Annotated in this window: 18 protein-coding genes and 1 tRNA gene; 7 read left to right on the forward strand and 12 right to left on the reverse strand. The window is 44.6% G+C overall.

Features of this window, described 5'->3' with window-relative positions:
- Positions 1-211, forward strand: a 211-nt coding sequence (locus AC06L3_RS06925; RefSeq protein ID WP_475669890.1) for a hypothetical protein, incomplete at its 5' end; no start/stop codon positions are given.
- 32 nt (positions 212-243) lie between these two features.
- On the opposite strand, the gene AC06L3_RS06930 is transcribed toward AC06L3_RS06925, so the two are convergent.
- Positions 244-2,025: a biotin/lipoyl-containing protein gene (locus AC06L3_RS06930; protein ID WP_475669891.1), complete on the reverse strand. Its 1,782-nt coding sequence runs from the start codon at positions 2,023-2,025 to the stop codon at positions 244-246.
- Between the two features lie 244 nt (positions 2,026-2,269).
- On the opposite strand from AC06L3_RS06930, the gene AC06L3_RS06935 reads away from it, so the two are divergent.
- Positions 2,270-2,345, forward strand: a tRNA-His gene (locus AC06L3_RS06935).
- Between the two features lie 759 nt (positions 2,346-3,104).
- Here the strand turns inward: AC06L3_RS06935 and AC06L3_RS06940 are convergent.
- Both AC06L3_RS06940 and AC06L3_RS06945 read right to left on the reverse strand, forming a co-directional pair.
- Positions 3,105-4,889, reverse strand: coding sequence for a phosphodiester glycosidase family protein (locus tag AC06L3_RS06940; protein ID WP_475669892.1), 1,785 nt, complete (start codon positions 4,887-4,889; stop codon positions 3,105-3,107).
- A 46-nt stretch (positions 4,890-4,935) separates the two neighbouring features.
- The gene (locus AC06L3_RS06945; RefSeq protein WP_475669893.1) at positions 4,936-6,249 is read right to left on the reverse strand and encodes an ATP-binding protein; all 1,314 of its coding nucleotides are present in this window, start codon (positions 6,247-6,249) and stop codon (positions 4,936-4,938) included.
- A 404-nt stretch (positions 6,250-6,653) separates the two neighbouring features.
- Between AC06L3_RS06945 and AC06L3_RS06950 the strand changes: the two genes are divergently transcribed.
- On the forward strand, positions 6,654-7,172 hold the full coding sequence (locus AC06L3_RS06950) for a hypothetical protein (RefSeq protein ID WP_475669894.1): 519 nt from the start codon (positions 6,654-6,656) through the stop codon (positions 7,170-7,172).
- An 87-nt stretch (positions 7,173-7,259) separates the two neighbouring features.
- On the opposite strand, the gene AC06L3_RS06955 is transcribed toward AC06L3_RS06950, so the two are convergent.
- On the reverse strand, positions 7,260-8,462 hold the full coding sequence (locus AC06L3_RS06955; protein WP_475669895.1) for a serine hydrolase domain-containing protein: 1,203 nt from the start codon (positions 8,460-8,462) through the stop codon (positions 7,260-7,262).
- A 128-nt stretch (positions 8,463-8,590) separates the two neighbouring features.
- On the reverse strand, positions 8,591-9,793 hold the full coding sequence (locus AC06L3_RS06960) for a serine hydrolase domain-containing protein (RefSeq protein ID WP_475669896.1): 1,203 nt from the start codon (positions 9,791-9,793) through the stop codon (positions 8,591-8,593).
- A 115-nt stretch (positions 9,794-9,908) separates the two neighbouring features.
- Between AC06L3_RS06960 and AC06L3_RS06965 the strand changes: the two genes are divergently transcribed.
- Both AC06L3_RS06965 and AC06L3_RS06970 read left to right on the forward strand, forming a co-directional pair.
- Positions 9,909-10,145 carry a putative signal transducing protein gene (locus tag AC06L3_RS06965; RefSeq protein WP_475669897.1) on the forward strand — a complete coding sequence of 79 codons (237 nt, stop codon included), beginning with the start codon at positions 9,909-9,911 and terminating at the stop codon, positions 10,143-10,145.
- A 77-nt stretch (positions 10,146-10,222) separates the two neighbouring features.
- A complete protein-coding gene (locus AC06L3_RS06970) occupies positions 10,223-10,906 on the forward strand; it encodes an MBL fold metallo-hydrolase (RefSeq protein ID WP_475669898.1) in 684 nt (227 codons plus the stop codon).
- 81 nt (positions 10,907-10,987) lie between these two features.
- On the opposite strand, the gene rpsC is transcribed toward AC06L3_RS06970, so the two are convergent.
- From rpsC to rplC, 7 genes are read right to left on the reverse strand one after another with little or no spacing between them, the layout of a single operon-like run.
- Positions 10,988-11,764: a 30S ribosomal protein S3 gene (gene rpsC, locus AC06L3_RS06975; protein WP_475669899.1), complete on the reverse strand. Its 777-nt coding sequence runs from the start codon at positions 11,762-11,764 to the stop codon at positions 10,988-10,990.
- The gene (gene rplV, locus AC06L3_RS06980) at positions 11,764-12,186 is read right to left on the reverse strand and encodes a 50S ribosomal protein L22 (RefSeq protein WP_475669900.1); all 423 of its coding nucleotides are present in this window, start codon (positions 12,184-12,186) and stop codon (positions 11,764-11,766) included. The genes rpsC and rplV overlap by 1 nt, the downstream gene beginning before the upstream one ends.
- 24 nt (positions 12,187-12,210) lie before the next feature.
- Positions 12,211-12,474 carry a 30S ribosomal protein S19 gene (gene rpsS / locus AC06L3_RS06985; RefSeq protein WP_475669901.1) on the reverse strand — a complete coding sequence of 88 codons (264 nt, stop codon included), beginning with the start codon at positions 12,472-12,474 and terminating at the stop codon, positions 12,211-12,213.
- 21 nt (positions 12,475-12,495) lie between these two features.
- Positions 12,496-13,320, reverse strand: coding sequence for a 50S ribosomal protein L2 (gene rplB, locus AC06L3_RS06990; protein ID WP_475669902.1), 825 nt, complete (start codon positions 13,318-13,320; stop codon positions 12,496-12,498).
- Between the two features lie 5 nt (positions 13,321-13,325).
- Complete coding sequence (gene rplW, locus AC06L3_RS06995; protein WP_475669903.1) at positions 13,326-13,616, reverse strand: 50S ribosomal protein L23; 291 nt, start codon at positions 13,614-13,616, stop codon at positions 13,326-13,328.
- Between the two features lie 26 nt (positions 13,617-13,642).
- A complete protein-coding gene (gene rplD / locus AC06L3_RS07000) occupies positions 13,643-14,260 on the reverse strand; it encodes a 50S ribosomal protein L4 (RefSeq protein WP_475669904.1) in 618 nt (205 codons plus the stop codon).
- 5 nt (positions 14,261-14,265) lie between these two features.
- Positions 14,266-14,892 carry a 50S ribosomal protein L3 gene (gene rplC, locus AC06L3_RS07005; protein ID WP_475669905.1) on the reverse strand — a complete coding sequence of 209 codons (627 nt, stop codon included), beginning with the start codon at positions 14,890-14,892 and terminating at the stop codon, positions 14,266-14,268.
- 447 nt (positions 14,893-15,339) lie between these two features.
- Between rplC and AC06L3_RS07010 the strand changes: the two genes are divergently transcribed.
- Positions 15,340-15,501, forward strand: coding sequence for a hypothetical protein (locus AC06L3_RS07010; RefSeq protein WP_475669906.1), 162 nt, complete (start codon positions 15,340-15,342; stop codon positions 15,499-15,501).
- Positions 15,498-16,265: AAA family ATPase (locus tag AC06L3_RS07015; protein WP_475669907.1), on the forward strand; the 768-nt coding region annotated here is incomplete at its 3' end. The genes AC06L3_RS07010 and AC06L3_RS07015, both read left to right, overlap by 4 nt.

A 16,265-nucleotide genomic window follows, 5' to 3' on the forward strand; every position in this document is an offset into this window, starting at 1 on the left:
GCAGGCAGTGGAATATGAAAAAGCTTTGCCAAGGAAAGGCAAAGTTTTTCAGATGAAGTGCCTGACGCAACCAAACGGGAGGAGGCACGAGTGCAGCATCCAAACGAGGCCGCGAACCTGCGGAATGCGAAAACTTGCGAAAAACAAGCGGAGAGTTGCGAAGAGTGGTGTAATGAACTATCGCTGTAGAAAAAAGAAACCCGCCTCCTGAGGAAGCGGGCACTTGAAAATCCAAAGCTGTGATTACTCAACGAAACCGATGATCTCGCCTTTCTGTACCTTGTCACCCTGCTTTGCTGTTACAGCAACGAGCTTGCCGTCGATAGGACATTTAACCTCTTCCATGCCGTAGTAAGCCTGAACGTAGCAAACCGGTTCGCCAGCCTTGAACTGTGTTCCAACAACAGGAGCCTGACCCTCGTCAGCAACATCATACTGCCATACAACCTGACCCTTGACAGGAACCTGAATCTGGGTAGCGTTAGGATATTTTGCAACGATCTTCTCAACGTCGAACTTAGGTATCTCAACAACAGGACGCTTAACAATGATAGGAGCCTTTGCCTTCTCCTTTGCGGCCTCGAGATCATGCTCGAAACGTGCCTTTGCAGCACCGCTCTTGTAATCTCTGTACTGGCGCTCGTGCATAGCAAACTCAAAGAGTTCCTCATCGTCCTGTCCTCTGTCCCAACCTTCCTCTTCCATCATCTTGATGAACTTAGGAAGCTCGTTAGGGAATGCATCCTGTGGATTGCCTGTGTAGAACTCAAGACCCCTGTCCTTTACAATCTGCTTTATCTCAGGAGCAAGTTCGCCTGGAAGTTTACCAGCCTTACCAATGATCATGTTCATTGTATCAGGGTCAATGGTCTTCCATCTTGGCTCACCCTTAAGAGTATGCATGAGGTTCATCAGGGCGGTGTTCTTTGTGTACTGGCTGAATGGAGTTACCAATGGTGGGTAACCGAGTCTTGGCCATACATACTCAACCTCCTTGAAGAGGAGCACTACGAGTTCGTCAAGTGAAAGGTCTTTCTTGCCCTGATTCCTCAGACCCATGTTGATAGCATTGTGGAAGCCCTTGAGGTCTGCCATCATGGATCCCATCATACCGCCTGGAAGGCCGCAACCTACGAGGAGTGATGAGCAGAGATGGTTGGTTGGCTCAATGAAGTATCCGAGGAAGTCATCAATGAACTTCTGTGTGAGAGCTCTTGCCTCCATGTATGCGTTCATGTTAATATCCTTTACAAGGAAACCGGCATCCTTGAGCATGGCCTGGATTGTGATTACATCCGGATGAATCTTACCCCATGAAAGCGGCTCGATTGCAACATCGAGATAATCGGCGCCTGCGCGTGCTACCTCAAGCATTGAAGCTACTGAGAAGCCAGGACCTGTATGTCCGTGGTACTGAACCTTGATATGTGGATATTTGTCCTTGATGTTCTTTACAAGTCTGCCAAGGAATGCAGGACGACCGATACCGGCCATATCCTTAAGACAGATTTCGTCGCAACCATATTCTACAACGTGGTCAACAACACCCATATAATACTCAACGGTATGAACAGGAGAGTAGGTCATACTGAGGGCAACCTGTGAAATCATTCCGCCGGCCTTTGCACCGAGAACTGATCCCTTGAGGTTTCTATGATCGTTCAAACCGCAGAAAGAGCGGGCGATATCTGTACCCTGTGCTTTCTTTACCTTGTACATCAAATAACGTACGTCTTCCGGAACAGGGTTCATACGCAAAGCATTCAAACCTCTCTCCAACATATGTGTCTGAATACCTACCTTGTTGAAAGGAGCTGTCCACTCTCTTACTGCCTTGTTAGGATTCTCGCCATAAAGGAGATTTACCTGTTCGAATGCGCCACCATTGGTCTCAACACGGTCAAAACATCCCATGTCAATGATCACAGGTGCTATTTCTGTAAGCTGGTCAACCCTTGGAGTATATTTTCCTGAAGATTGCCACATATCTCTGTACACCAGAGAAAATTTAATCTCACGAGCCATAAATAGTGTGTTAAATATTTGTTTATGTTACAATTATTAATTCCCTTATGAATCCTACAAAGTTAGTAAAGAAAAATGATTTTCCTTAAAAATAGTTAACAAACTTCCTTGTACCTCTGGGATTTTAAAATCCAGAGCCGTTCTTTCATTGAACATACAAAATATGATTTTGGGCCAACCAAAGAAAAAGTACACCAAGAATATTGCACATTTGAAAAAATGTCATACCTTTGCAGTCCCAAATGGTGGATGTAGCTCAGTTGGTTAGAGCACTGGTTTGTGGCACCAGGGGTCAAGGGTTCGAGTCCCTCCTTCCACCCTTTATTCAAAAAATAGAGACATACAAGGTATGCCTCTATTTTTTATTGGGGCTCTGCCCCAAGCCAGCTCAGGTGCAAACCCTTGTGCTCTGGTGAAAATAGCGGTGACATAGCATCCGCTGTTCGGACGATAAAATTCACGGGCAGTGTGCTCAGTATTGCGATTTATTGGTGCCACAAAGATGTATGGACGAAGCGTTCCGGCTGCAGATCAGCAGCGTTTCAGAGTGAAGCTGCGCGTGAATCTGCGAACATGAAAAACACCTGTCCATGCAAGCACATCAGTAATGCGCTATGACAGCGGACACTTGGACAGGTCTCACCCAAAAGGGCACACCTGTCCACCAAAGCCTTGCTGGAATGCGCTCAGGCAAGGTTCACATGGACAGGTCTTTTTCGGGCAGCAATGCACCGCGTGAACTATTCGCTAAACCAAAAATCACCGTCCACGTTTTGAACTTACACAATCTTTCCACAATTGGCGATAATCCTCAGATTTGCAAGTCTGCTCGTTGTATGTTAATTTTGGATAAACATTAATAATTATCATTATGATTACCGGAGCTTACACTCTATTCTGGATGGTGTTCATCCTTGCTGTCATTAAAACCTGTAAATTCGTATTGGGATGCTTTGTCAAGACCGAAACGCAAAAAGAATTAAAGAGAGGTATCAGAATTTTTGAATTGATTTCTGTGATTCTCCTGTTTCTCATTGCCTTCTGTATTAACAGTCTTTGGGTTAACAATTAGCAGGCAGCTATTTAACAATTATCACGTTAGGGACAGTGCGCTCGCCAACGTGATCCCATTTTCCATTATCGCACGGATGTCCAAGGACTCCCAAGGAATTCACCCAGAGCGCGCTTGAGCCACCGCCATCAAGGTTCAATGCATTTGTCATTCCAAGAGCACGGGCAATCTCGGCAGTTTCAGGTATTGTAGCGCCCTCGGCCTGGCCGTGGAAACGTCCGTCAATCACAACCAGATACACATAACCGTTGGCATCGGTCCCTATCAGGCTTCTTGGGTGCCTGCAGAAATAGAAACCGCTGTCGGGCCAGCTGCCCTGCACAACGCCGTTCTCTATGAGCACAGGCCCACAGGAGATGGCTTCGTCATAGTTTTTCAGACGCTTCTCATATCCAAGACTATCGCAGTAGAAAATCTCCACCTTATGCTTCTTGAAGGCAACAACTCCGTTGGAGCGCTCCATCTCATCTGCGCTGGTGCGGCCTTCCTGCACGCCTCCATCCTTCACATATGTGACAGGGAAGAGGGTGCGCATGTTGAAGTAGCCGGCATTTATGGCTGCCAGAGCGCCATACCTCTCTCCGAAGACAGAAGTCTTTGCAGCAGGTTTTTCATTATCCACTGCCGATGGGTATTCAGGCTTCCTCGGCTTGGTAAGGCCCGGGTCATTCGCAACCTCGGTGATGAACTTCCTTGCAGGATAGCGGAACACTGAAATGAACTGCTTGCCTCCGAATACCTCGTCCTCGATTGTTGCCCACTGCGTACCATTCTCAAGATTGTGCCACTCAGGTTCCAGTTGCGCGCGGCTGGCCTCAGTGCCAAGATTGAAATCAACAACAATTGGCATGTGGTCAGACGGATGATAGAAGTTGCTGAGCTTCTTAGGGTCACGCACAGGCTTGAGCCAGCCTTCCATAGGATAAATCTTTGCGTCCCTTATGCGGTTGACCATAGGAGCCGTGGCGTATATGAAATCAATGCGCGACTTGCCGGCAACCGAAGGAACGAATTTCTTGCCGTTCCAGCTTGCAAGGACATCCCTGTAAGGAGTGTTTGCCTTGATGTAATCGTGCACGAGGTATGCAGGCGAATCCTCGGGATAATCATATTGTGCGGCATCAACACGTGAACGTGCATTGAAATCACCCATCATCATCCAGTACTGGTTCCTTGCATCAGGAACTGTATTGATGGTATTGTCGCAGATGAATTTCATTTCACGTGCGCGGTATTTGTGACCGCCGTTCTCAGCCTTGCTCTTTTCTTGGTCTTCAGCCATATATGCGTGCTGGTGAGGCCAGGTATGCAGGGTTACAAGATTCATAGTCCGGCCCTGCACTTCTATCTGCACCCAGCCGGCACCGTGGCTTACAATCACATCCTCAGGATTGCCAAGAATACGCTTTACATTCTTGATAGGAAATTTCGATGTCACAACCTGTGGATAATCATCACGCCAGCCGCCTACATAAACATAGTTGTGACCATATCTGGCAGCCAGTTCATCCCAGTTGTAAGGCAGATATTTCTCGTCGTTGGTCTTGAGATAATCAGCCGTTCCGCTGTAATATATGCTTGCCCCCTCACACCATACGCATATATCAGGATCCTGACTCTTTACAAAATCCACGAAATTGTTGTAATTGTTCTGCTGGTCGGACCACATTCCGTTCTGAATGTTCCAGTAAAGAAGCCTTACGTCATTCACATCCCTTGCGGATGAAATCTGCGCCACCGTCAGGCACGCGGCCAGCAGTATAATCCTAGAAAAAGCACGAAGTTTGAGCATGATATTGAATTTTTCAGTTTCTACAAAGATAGCGAATACAATTAAATTACATGTCAGTCATTGACAGGCCGGTCAATTTCACTTCATCGTATTTTCCAAATTCATTTCTGATGGTCTCGATTTTTTTCTCCAGAAGTGCTCCGTTGTAATTGTCTGCGTTTCTTTTCACTTCGGCAACAATGGCGGTCCTGTCAATATCATTCAGTGCAATGAGGTCAATTTCATTATTGCCCTTACGGTCCCAGTAATAACCCACGGAAGTGATGCGATTCTCCTCTCCGAATTTCTGGCGGAAATACTGTTCAAGAACATGCCCCGTGTATTCACAATAATCTCTTTCCACCAATTCAAGCAGCAGTTCATTGCGGCCGATCTCCACAAGAGCTTGATTAGGCAGTATGAAACGGAACCAGAAACGCAGGAAGCAGTCATCAATGTACCAGCGTATATTCCTGCTGCCGGGCTTGCTGAACATTGGCTGCAGCTTATGCACATAGTTATAATCCTCGTCCAGGGTCTTCAGATAGGCTCCGGTATTCTTGCCTATTATGCTGTCCAGCTGATTCTGCACAGTCATTCCACCGGCTATTTTCTGAAGAATGCTCAGATAATTGGCATATTCCTTACCAAACTCCGACATAATCAGTTCCGTGCCCTCAACCAGGAACGGACTGCCAGCTTGTGTTGCCCATTTCAACATGGACTCCTTTGTTGTTGAGTTGGAATCCATCAGCTGGGCAACGTATTTCGCTACTCCTCCGGTGAGCATATACAAGCATAACAGGTCCTCGGATATATAATCCGGATTGTACTCCTGCAATATCTCCTTGATTGCCGATATGCGGAAAGGAAGAAGTCTTATTTCGCAATCCTTTCTGCCATAAAGAGGCTCATCTTCATTGTTGAACAGTTTATGCATCATGCTGTATATGCTGCCACAAGCAATCATATTCACCTTGGTTTGTTTTTGATACCTGTCCCAGATATCCTGAATATGGCTTGGAATGGCCGGATTCACCTTGAGAAAATTCTGAAATTCATCAAAGACCAAAGTAAAATGATGTTCTCTTCCGTATTCCATAATCTGCTCGAAGAACTGGGCGAATGTGGAAAGTTTTCCATATATATGCAACCCCAACACATTTTCTGCGGTTTTTTGGAATTTTTCAACAAGTACATGCTCATTATCTTTGGAAACATACAGATACAGCATATTCTGCTCCTTCTCCACTTGGAGTAACAAAGCGGTTTTTCCAACGCGCCTGCGCCCGATAAGCACGGTAAACAACGACTGCTCTTCCGAACCTTTCCAGTTTCTTCTGAGAATTTCCAATTCTTTCTGTCTATCGTGGAATTTCATAATTAAATGTACATTAAATTAATACGTATTTAATTATTTACAAAGTTATAGTATATCTTTTAATTCACAACACTGGACACCTGAATTTTTCAAGTCCCTCATCCGAAATTTTCATCTGCAGGCAGAAAATGCCATTGCAATAAATCCAAGAACCGGAGTGCCATTTGCCGTGAATGATATTGTATATCAAGGAGAAATAATAGGTTATACCGGAATAACAGGAAATGCAAACGGAAAGTATATCATTCCTCATCTGCATCTGAAAACAAGCAAAAACGGAATCCCAGTTAATCCAGTACCTTATTTGAACGGCAATCTGACACCGGATTATAAGGGATTCGAACATATTGTTTGCAACACCAGACCATATAGTGAAATAGGAACTTTAAATGAAGATTAATATTATGAAGACCATTAAAATAACAACAATTATCCTATTACTGACGTTGATTTCAAATTTTACATTTTCACAAGATGCAGATGTATTGAAAACAGATAGCATATTCAACCATGCACAGGAACTCATTCTACCCCTTGTAGATATAAACGGATTGAAAATAGATGGCGAAAGCATATACAGCAAAAAACAAGTCATTGCCAAATTAGGATCTCCTGATTCATATCGGGAAGATGAATTGGGTATGACGTTCTATTATGGGCACAGCAGCAGGTTTTATTTTTCATTTGACGGAGTTGGTGGAGAATTTGTAATAGATGATCCAGGATTTGCAGCTTTCACCTCAGAGATTGAAGGAGGCTTGAAAGTTGGTGACAACATTTCCAAAGTTGAACAACTGAATATGCCTGTTGACAAAGGAACTCCAAATGAATATCACGTACCTTTCAGTGATTGGGCGGAACTTTTAGTTATATATGACAAGAATAATAGAATAACGTCCATCCAATTCACAATATATAATTAATCCAAAATTCAACAGTGCCAGCGAGCAAGAAAAGGTGCCTGATTTTTTGAATCGGGCACCTTTATTGTGTACATCTGGGAAAACGTTCTATTGGAGCACTGCGCCTGCAACTATGTTGGATACAAGGGCGCGGCATCTCATGATACCGTCACCATCAATAGGGTGTACCCTGTTGGAGAGAAGAATGACTGCAACATTGTTCTCCGTATCAAGAACAAAGGCTGTGCCTGTATATCCGGTATGGTTGATGGTCTTGTCAAAAGTGAAGACCTCTCCCCTTGTGCCGGTGTAGCTTGAGCACAGATCCCAGCCTATTGTATGGCCAAGATGCTCGTAGCCTGCAGGAATGCTTATCATTTTCTTGTAGGTAATCCTGCTCAATATCTGCTTGCCGTTGAAATTACCCTGATTCATATAGCATTTGGCAAGATTACAGAGGTCCTCAGCGCAGGAGAATACACCTGCATTGCCTGAATTGCCGTGATTCATCACACGTGCAAGAGGGTCGTGAACCTCACCCAGGAAGCAGCTGGTCTCATCCTTCTTTTCTGTAGGAGCAACAAGAGCCATCACTTCCTCATTGTTGTTTGCTGCAGGATTGTAGCAGGTATGCTTCATCTCAAGAGGCTTGAAGATATTCTCGGTGGCATAGTCACAGAGTTTCTGGCCCGTGATGTTCTGAAGTATGTTCTGCAAGGTGATGAAGTTGAGGCAGCTGTATGTATAACCCTGTTTAGGTTTGTAGAGTCTTGGCATGTGGCAGATATAGTTCATCAGGGAGTCCGGATCGTCAACGCCGCACTTCTCGATTACAACATTAGGGCTTACGTATGAAGGAAGGCCTGAAGCATGTGTGAAAAGGTCAAGGATTGTGATGTCGGTTTCCTTGCCGGTTTCAGGATCAACCCAGCCCTCGAACCCTGGAATGTACATCTTCACAGGATCGGTAAGACGGAAACCGCCGTGCTCCATGAGATGCATCATTGACATTGTGGTTCCAACGCATTTGCTGCAGGAAGCCATGTCGAACACGGTTTCAACTGTCATTGGAATGGTATCAGGGAACACGCTCTTGTTGCCGTATGCTTTCATGTAGGCAGTCTGGCCATCAACAACAACGGCAAGGACCGCACCCGGCATAAGGCCTTCGGCAATAGTCTGATTTATGACACTGTCGGCCGCTTTCATCTTTTCAAGATCGAGCAGAGCCTTTTTGCTGCCATCATTGCAATTGCAGCAGGATGATACTGCAAAAGCAGCAAGCATCAGTAATAGGAAAAGTTTTTTCATAGTATTATCGTTTATTATTTTTCTACAGCGATGGTAATACTCAAGTTTTGCAAGCATTTAATTTATTACTTTTCAAGAACTTGCGGGAGGCTTGCGAAACGTTTCCCCACGCAGTGGAGTTCGGGTTCCTAAAGAACCGATGCGGCGGCAATGTTGCTTACAAGAGCTGTGATTCTTCCAAGACCGCCCTTGTCGTATGGATGAACCCTGTTGGTAAGCAGGATAACAGCAACCTTGTTCTTTGTATCAAGAACGAATGATGTTCCGGTATAGCCAGTATGGCATATTGTAGCATCCTCGGTAAAGAGATTCCCCTTGTTCCATGAATAGCCTGACTGCTTGTCCCAGCCAAGTGCACGGCCAAGATGCTCGTAGCCTGTAGGAACAGTTATCATTTTCTGGAAAGTTATCTTGCCAATGATCTGCTTGCCATTGTAGTTACCTTCGTTCATAAGACATTTTGCAATCTTGCAAAGGTCCTCTGCACAGGAGAATACACCTGCATTGCCTGAATTTCCGTGATTGAGCACGCGTGCAAGAGGGTCGTGTACCTCACCAAGCAGGCAGCTGGTGCTGTCCTTCTTCTCGGTAGGTGCAACCAGAGCCATAACTTCCTCATTGTTGTTTGCTGCAGGATTATAGCAGGTATGGTTCATATCAAGAGGTTTGAAAATATTCTCTGTTGCATAATCGCAAAGCTTCTTTCCTGTAATCTTCTGAAGAATGTTCTGAAGAGTGATGAAGTTCAGGCAGCTGTATGTGAAATCCTGTTTAGGTTTGTAAAGCCTTGGCATCTGAGCAATGTAGTTCATGAGGGAATCAGAATCGTCAACGCCGCATTTTGCAATCACAACATCAGGACTTACGTATGAAGGGAGTCCTGAAGCGTGTGTAAGAAGGTCATAAATGGTGATAGGAGTCTCCTCCCCTGTCTCCGGATCAACCCAATTGCGGAAACCCGGGATATACATATCAACATTATCGCCGAGTCGGAAACCGCCATGCTCCATAAGATGCATCATTGACATTGTAGTACCAATGCACTTGCTGCAGGATGCCATGTCAAATACGGTTTCAACTGTCATAGGAAGGGTATCAGGGAACACGCTTCTGTTTCCGTATGCTTTCATATAAGCGGTTTCACCGTCAACTACCACAGCCAGTACTGCACCGGGCATTCTGCCCTGGGCAATGGCTTCATTGAGCACGCTGTCCGCAGATGCCATTTTTTCAAGGTCAAGAAGAGCTGTTTTCTTGTTGCATTCACCGCAATTGCAGGAAGATGCCATAGCCATTGAGGCAAGCATCAGGAGTAAAAATAGTCTTTTCATAGTATGTTCAGGTAAATTTGTTTCCAGCTATCAAAATTAAGAAAAATTTTCAAGCGAAAATTTATTAATTTTGGAAACTGAACCATTACTTAAAAACGACAATAATTTCAGGACTATGAAGGAACTTGAAGAATATTCCGATCTGTTCCAGGCCGAACTCGACAGAGCATACCTTGAAGACTGCGGAATACAGGCCGCGGTTTTCAACAGGAACATCAACTGCATTGCATGGCCCAACACCGGGCTGCTTGCAGTAAAGCTTATGGTCAACGATGAGGACTACCTCAAGGCAAAGGAAGCGCTTGCAAACAGACCGGCAATTGATGCCGACGATATTCCTGAAGACAAATAAATCACTTATTTCCAATTATTTCATTATCACTACTTGACATGAACAGTACCGAACGTTTCTCTACGCCGTTAGGATTTATGGACGTAGAGCACATAGGCCATGCCTGTGTAAAGCTTACTCTGGAAAATGGATATACCATTTACACCGATCCATTTTCCGAAGTTGCCGATTTTTCGGGCCGTCCAAAAGCTGACCTCATACTTATTTCGCACGACCATTATGATCACTACGATTCCAAGGCTCTGGCTCATATTGTAGATGAGAACACAAACTTTGTAACTGCACCTGCCATTTCCGGGCTATTGCGCCGCAATGGTTTCAACAATAATGTAAAGGAACTTGCAAACGGTGAGAACTGCATTGTCAGCGGCAATTTCGGCCTTATGGCAATCAAGGCTGTTGTAGCATACAACATTAACCAGAAGAACCCGGAGGGCAATCCTTTCCATCCAAAAGGCTATGGCAACGGCTACGTAATCACGCTCATGAACCAGCCTGAGAAGGAATCCGAGGATGATTTTGTAATATACTTTGCCGGCGACAGCGAGTTCATCCCTGAAATGAGCAATCCTGAAAGCGGCATTCCTCACGAAGCCGACATTGCCTTCCTGCCTAAGAACCTGCCATATACCATGAGTGACGAGGCCTTTGTTCAGGCCGCCGGCGCACTTATGCCAAAGGCTCTGTTCCCAATCCACTACTTTGAACTGGATATGGATTATCTCGGGAAGAACATAGACCCTGCAATCAAGCTGTATTAAGGAGATAATCACGCTCCGTATGAACCTAAAAAAAGGTGCCGGAAAAAATCCAGCACCTTTTTCTGTATAAGGAAGCAAGTATTACTCCTGCTCTCTGTTGTTACGTCTTGGGCCGTTGCCACCACGTCTGCGGTCATTTCTGCCACCTCTGCGGTCACCACCTCTGCGCTCGCCTCTTGGAGAGTTTGAAGCTGCCTGTGCGTTAGCTGCAATACCTGTGTTAGGAGTAAGATCTCTCTTGCCGTAAATCTCACCGTTGCAAACCCATACCTTGATACCGAGAACACCAACCTTTGTATTGGCCTCTGCCAATGCATAGTCAATGTCTGCACGGAAAGTATGGAGAGGAGTTCTGCCTTCCTTGAACATCTCTGCACGAGCCATTTCAGCACCGCCGAGACGACCGCTGATGAGTACCTTCACACCCTCTGCACCCATTCTCATGGCTGTAGCAATGGCCATCTTGATAGCCCTGCGGTATGAAACCCTACCCTCAACCTGTCTTGCAACGTTGGTAGCTATAAGGTTAGCGTCAACATCAGGTCTCTTGACCTCAAAGATATTGATCTGAGCCTCTTTGCCACAAACTTTCTTGAGTTCCTCTTTAAGTTTGTCAACTTCCTGGCCGCCCTTTCCAATGATAACGCCAGGTTTAGCTGTATGAATTGTAACAGTGATAAGTTTGAGAGTTCTCTCAATTACTATCTTGGAAACGCTTGCCTTTGGAAGACGGGTGTCAAGATATTTGCGGATCTTGTAATCCTCCTGAATTCCGTTAGCATAATCACCGTACCAGTTAGAGTCCCAACCGCGGATGATACCAAGTCTGTTGCTGATTGGATTAGTTTTCTGTCCCATTATTTAGTCTCCTCTTCCTTTACGGCTTTCTTGCCTACAATGATAGTGATATGATTTGAACGCTTGCGTATTCTTGCAGCTCTGCCCTGAGGGGCTGTTCTGATTCTCTTGAGAATACGGCCACCGTCAACCATAACGGTTGAAACAATGACATTACCGTTCTCCAACTCCTTTCTGTCGTCAGGGTTCTTTGCCTCCCAGTTTGCTATTGCGCTACGGAGAACCTTCTCCATACGAACGGAAGCCTCTTTCTTTGAATATTTGAGAATATCCAAAGCCTTGTTAACCTCAACACCTCTGATAATGTCCGCTACCAGACGCATCTTTCTAGGTGAGGTAGGAATGTCAGTCAGCTTAGCTATAGCTGTCTGTTTCTTTATCTCTTTAAGCCTCTCGGCCATATTATGTTTACGAACACTCATTTGTAATCTGTTTTTAATTGATTATTAACGATTACCTGCGTGACCCTTGAAGGTTCTTGTTGGTGCAAACTCGCCGAGTTTGTGACCTACCATATTCTCAGTAACGTAAACAGGAATAAACTTATTTCCGTTATGAACAGCTATAGTATGACCAACGAAATCAGGAGATATCATGCTGGCTCTTGACCAGGTCTTTACTACGTCCTTCTTGCCGGATTCATTCATGGCAAGAATTTTCTTTTCCAGGCTTACCTCAATATAAGGACCTTTTTTCAATGAACGACTCATATACTCTAAAGTTTAATTCCGTTATTTACTTCTTCTTTCAATAATAAACTTCTTAGTAGTCTTCTTAGGGTTCCTTGTCTTGAAACCTTTAGCCATCAAGCCCTTTCTTGAACGAGGATGTCCTCCGGAAGCACGGCCTTCACCACCACCCATAGGGTGATCAACCGGGTTCATTACAACACCTCTGTTCCTTGGCCTGCGGCCCAGCCAGCGTCTGCGGCCGGCTTTACCATGAGACTCCAAGTTGTGATCAATGTTGGATACTATACCAACGGTAGCTCTGCAGGTTGTGAGAACCATTCTGGTCTCACCTGAAGGCAGACGGAGAATTGCGTGCTTGCCCTCCCTGGCTGCTACTGTAGCGTAGCAACCTGCACTTCTTGCCATTGCAGCACCCTGTCCAGGAACGAGTTCAATGTTATGAACGTTTGTTCCGAGCGGAATTTCAGATAATGGAAGAGTATTGCCGAGCTCAGGAGCAACACCTGAACCTGAAGCTATAACCTGACCTACCTTGATGCCGGCAGGAGCAATGATATAACGTTTCTCGCCATCACCGTAAACAACAAGAGAAATTCTTGCACTACGGTTAGGATCGTACTCAACTGTTTTAACGGTAGCGGTGTAATTATCCTTGTTCCTGAGGAAATCAATGATTCTGTACATTTTCTTGTGACCGCCGCCCAAGTAGCGCATTGTCATTCTACCCTGGTTGTTGCGTCCGCCTGTGCTCTTCAAAGGCTTCAACAATGACTTTTCAGGAGTAGAGCATGTGATTTCGTCAAATGCGCTTATAGCCTTATTTCTCTGACCCGGAGTTACGGGTTTGAATTTACGTAATGCCATGCCTCTTAAATGTTACTGTAGAAATCTATCTTATCTTCTCCGGCCAGTGTAACATACGCTTTCTTGAAGTGGTTATCACGACCTGACATCATACCCGCCTTAGTATAGCGGTGTCTCTTCTTACCATGGTAGTTTACAGTATTTACATCCTTTACTGTAACATTGTACATCTGCTCTACCGCAGCCTTGATCTCAATCTTGTTAGCGCTGCGCTCTACTATGAAACCATAACGGTTAAGCTTCTCGCCAAGAACCGTGAGTTTCTCAGTTACTATTGGTTTTATCAATATTGCCATCTTCGCCGATTTTTATTGATCCTCCATTAGTATTTGATCATGTCCTGAACACCGTCAACCATAACAAGCCTGGTGGCGTTTACGATTTCATAAGTGTTGATTTCATTCACTGAAATCACTTTGACATTCTCAAGATTACGTGAGGACAAGTAAATATTATTTGAGTTCTCAGGAAGCACGAACAAAACCTTTCTGTCGTTTGACTTGATATTGTTGAGAATACCAATGAACTCCTTTGTTTTAGGTGCCGCCATTGCAAATGGCTCAACTACTGTGATAGCGTTCTCATTAGCCTTGTAAGTAAGAGCTGAATGACGAGCAAGCATCTTGACCTTCTTGTTGAGCTTGAATCCATAGTATCTTGGATCCGGACCGAAAGCCCTGCCGCCACCTACGTATGTGTTGGCCTTGATGCTGCCGTGACGTGCTCCGCCACCGCCTTTCTGTCTGATGATCTTCTTTGTGCTGTAAGCAACTTCGCTTCTGTCCTTGGTCTTGTGTGTACCCTGACGGCGGTCTGCGAGGAACTGCTTTACATCAAGATAAATTGCATGGTCGTTTGGCTCTATGCCAAAGACTGCAGGGTTGAGAGTAACTTTCTTTCCTGACTCTGAACCGTCAATTTTCAATACTGCTACTTCCATAACAATTAATCCTCCACAATTACGTATGAACCTTTGGCTCCAGGAATAGAACCTTTAACAAGAATGAGATTGTGCTCAGGAATAACTTTCACAACCTTGAGGTTGAGAACCTTAACCCTGTCAGATCCCATGTGACCAGGCAATCTCTTGCCCTTGAATACTCTTGATGGCCAAGAAGATGCGCCCATTGAACCGGGAGCTCTCAGACGGTCGTCCTGACCGTGTGTCTGACCACCTACACCATTGAAACCATGGCGCTTTACAACACCCTGGAATCCTTTACCTTTGGAGATACCTGTTACGTCAACCCAAATGTCCTCACCAGAGAATACATCTGCTACTGTAAGTGTATCGCCAAGAGCAAGCTCCTTTGCAAAATCTGCTGCGAACTCAACGAGTTTGCGTTTTGGAGTGGTGTTGGCTTTTTTGAAATGTCCCATAAGAGGGGCGCTGGTGTGTTTCTCCTTTGCCTCACCATAACCGAGCTGAACGGCCTCATAGCCATCTGTCTCTACGGTGCGGATCTGAGTTACTACACAAGGACCAGCTTGAATCACGGTGCAAGGAATATTCTTTCCATCTGCACCGAATACGGATGTCATTCCGATTTTTGTTCCAATTAATCCAGGCATTGGTATTAATTATTTAAGTTTAACATAGTTGCATTGCCACCAGTTTCCCAATCAGAAATTTATATTCAACTTTGTTTGAGGGTACGCTTCACAGCCATCCAAAAACCAAGCATATAGCTGAGAATCTGTTGGTTACAACTCCCCACACATTTTGCAGGGGTTGCAAAGATAACACTAATTATTTGATTTACAAATTATTTTGCACTCCGATGGTTACCCACAGACCCAATTGACAGATGAATTATCTGGATGACATAACATCATTGTTGTTCAGGACTAGCATGCTCCATCTCGAAGAGATTGTTGGACATCTCGCGCAGATGATATGTATCTGTTGCAATAAATATCAAAATTGTTGGAATTGCAGAAATTTTTCAACCGAATAACGATTATTTGAATTTAGTTTTCTATATTTGCAGAAAAATCGCAAATATTAAAAACCAAAGTATGGTAATAGCCGGTGAAGTCACCTTGCTTCCATTGTTCACTATCCTCTTTTACTGTGTTCCTGGCAGAAACGCCATGAAATCAGATAAAGAAGCAGATTTGGAGAAATGTGGCGGAAGATTGCTGGAAACATTAGATGCAAATAACAATAAACCATTATGATACAGTACATTAAGATTAAAAACTTCTTATCTTTCAAAGACGAAGTTGTATTTAATTACGAAGCCACAAAAGATAAAAAATACGAAGATTTTCAGGTTGTAGAAATCGCACCAGAAGTTAGAATCCTACGCATTGCCGTTGTGTATGGGGCAAATGCATCCGGGAAGACAAATCTTGTGTCTGCGATTGAATTCCTGAGAAACTTCTGGTTCCAATATCTGGAAAACAAAGACCAGCCTACCGGAGCCATCCCATTCCTTCTTGCAAGTGAGACACCAAATCAGCCATCTGAGTTTTCAATAGGATTCTACATTGGCCAGAAAAAATATGTTTACAATCTCACCGTTAGCAATAATATAGTATTGTATGAGAAATTGCTGACATATCCGTCACAGCAGCCTGCCACCATTTATGAACGGGTTACCATGGACGGTATATCACAAATCACATTCAATTCCAAGAGAGTCAAACTAGGACAGGCGGCGAAGGAGCAAATTTCGCTTTATTGCCTCCAGAATGTCTCGGTCTTTGCTGCCTACAACAAAGTAAATGTAGGGGCAGAAGAAATGGACACGGTTATGAACTGGGCTAAAGCCCATTTTACCTTCCAGCATCGAATGGGGCTGGAAGATAATGTCGCATATACCGAAGGCATGATATCTCATAACGAGAGCAAAAAAGGAGCGATTCTCAATTTCTTGCAAAGGGCTGATTATAATATAACGGGAATAGACATCCAGCAAATTGAGAGAACAGTTCCGGAT

The sequence above is a fragment of the Candidatus Egerieousia sp. genome, from assembly GCF_056211015.1.

Excerpts from the sequence above, each read along its gene's own strand:
- AC06L3_RS06940 (WP_475669892.1), bottom strand. The coding sequence starts at position 4,889 with ATGCTCAAACTTCGTGCTTTTTCTAGGATTATACTGCTGGCCGCGTGC.
- AC06L3_RS06965 (WP_475669897.1), top strand. The coding sequence starts at position 9,909 with ATGAAGGAACTTGAAGAATATTCCGATCTGTTCCAGGCCGAACTCGAC.
- rplC (WP_475669905.1), bottom strand. The coding sequence starts at position 14,892 with ATGCCTGGATTAATTGGAACAAAAATCGGAATGACATCCGTATTCGGT.
- AC06L3_RS07010 (WP_475669906.1), top strand. The coding sequence starts at position 15,340 with ATGGTAATAGCCGGTGAAGTCACCTTGCTTCCATTGTTCACTATCCTC.
- rplW (WP_475669903.1), bottom strand. The coding sequence starts at position 13,616 with ATGGCAATATTGATAAAACCAATAGTAACTGAGAAACTCACGGTTCTT.
- AC06L3_RS06960 (WP_475669896.1), bottom strand. The coding sequence starts at position 9,793 with ATGAAAAGACTATTTTTACTCCTGATGCTTGCCTCAATGGCTATGGCA.
- rplD (WP_475669904.1), bottom strand. The coding sequence starts at position 14,260 with ATGGAAGTAGCAGTATTGAAAATTGACGGTTCAGAGTCAGGAAAGAAA.
- rplB (WP_475669902.1), bottom strand. The coding sequence starts at position 13,320 with ATGGCATTACGTAAATTCAAACCCGTAACTCCGGGTCAGAGAAATAAG.
- AC06L3_RS06950 (WP_475669894.1), top strand. The coding sequence starts at position 6,654 with ATGAAGACCATTAAAATAACAACAATTATCCTATTACTGACGTTGATT.
- rpsS (WP_475669901.1), bottom strand. The coding sequence starts at position 12,474 with ATGAGTCGTTCATTGAAAAAAGGTCCTTATATTGAGGTAAGCCTGGAA.
- AC06L3_RS06930 (WP_475669891.1), bottom strand. The coding sequence starts at position 2,025 with ATGGCTCGTGAGATTAAATTTTCTCTGGTGTACAGAGATATGTGGCAA.
- AC06L3_RS06970 (WP_475669898.1), top strand. The coding sequence starts at position 10,223 with ATGGACGTAGAGCACATAGGCCATGCCTGTGTAAAGCTTACTCTGGAA.
- rplV (WP_475669900.1), bottom strand. The coding sequence starts at position 12,186 with ATGAGTGTTCGTAAACATAATATGGCCGAGAGGCTTAAAGAGATAAAG.
- AC06L3_RS06955 (WP_475669895.1), bottom strand. The coding sequence starts at position 8,462 with ATGAAAAAACTTTTCCTATTACTGATGCTTGCTGCTTTTGCAGTATCA.
- rpsC (WP_475669899.1), bottom strand. The coding sequence starts at position 11,764 with ATGGGACAGAAAACTAATCCAATCAGCAACAGACTTGGTATCATCCGC.
- AC06L3_RS06945 (WP_475669893.1), bottom strand. The coding sequence starts at position 6,249 with ATGAAATTCCACGATAGACAGAAAGAATTGGAAATTCTCAGAAGAAAC.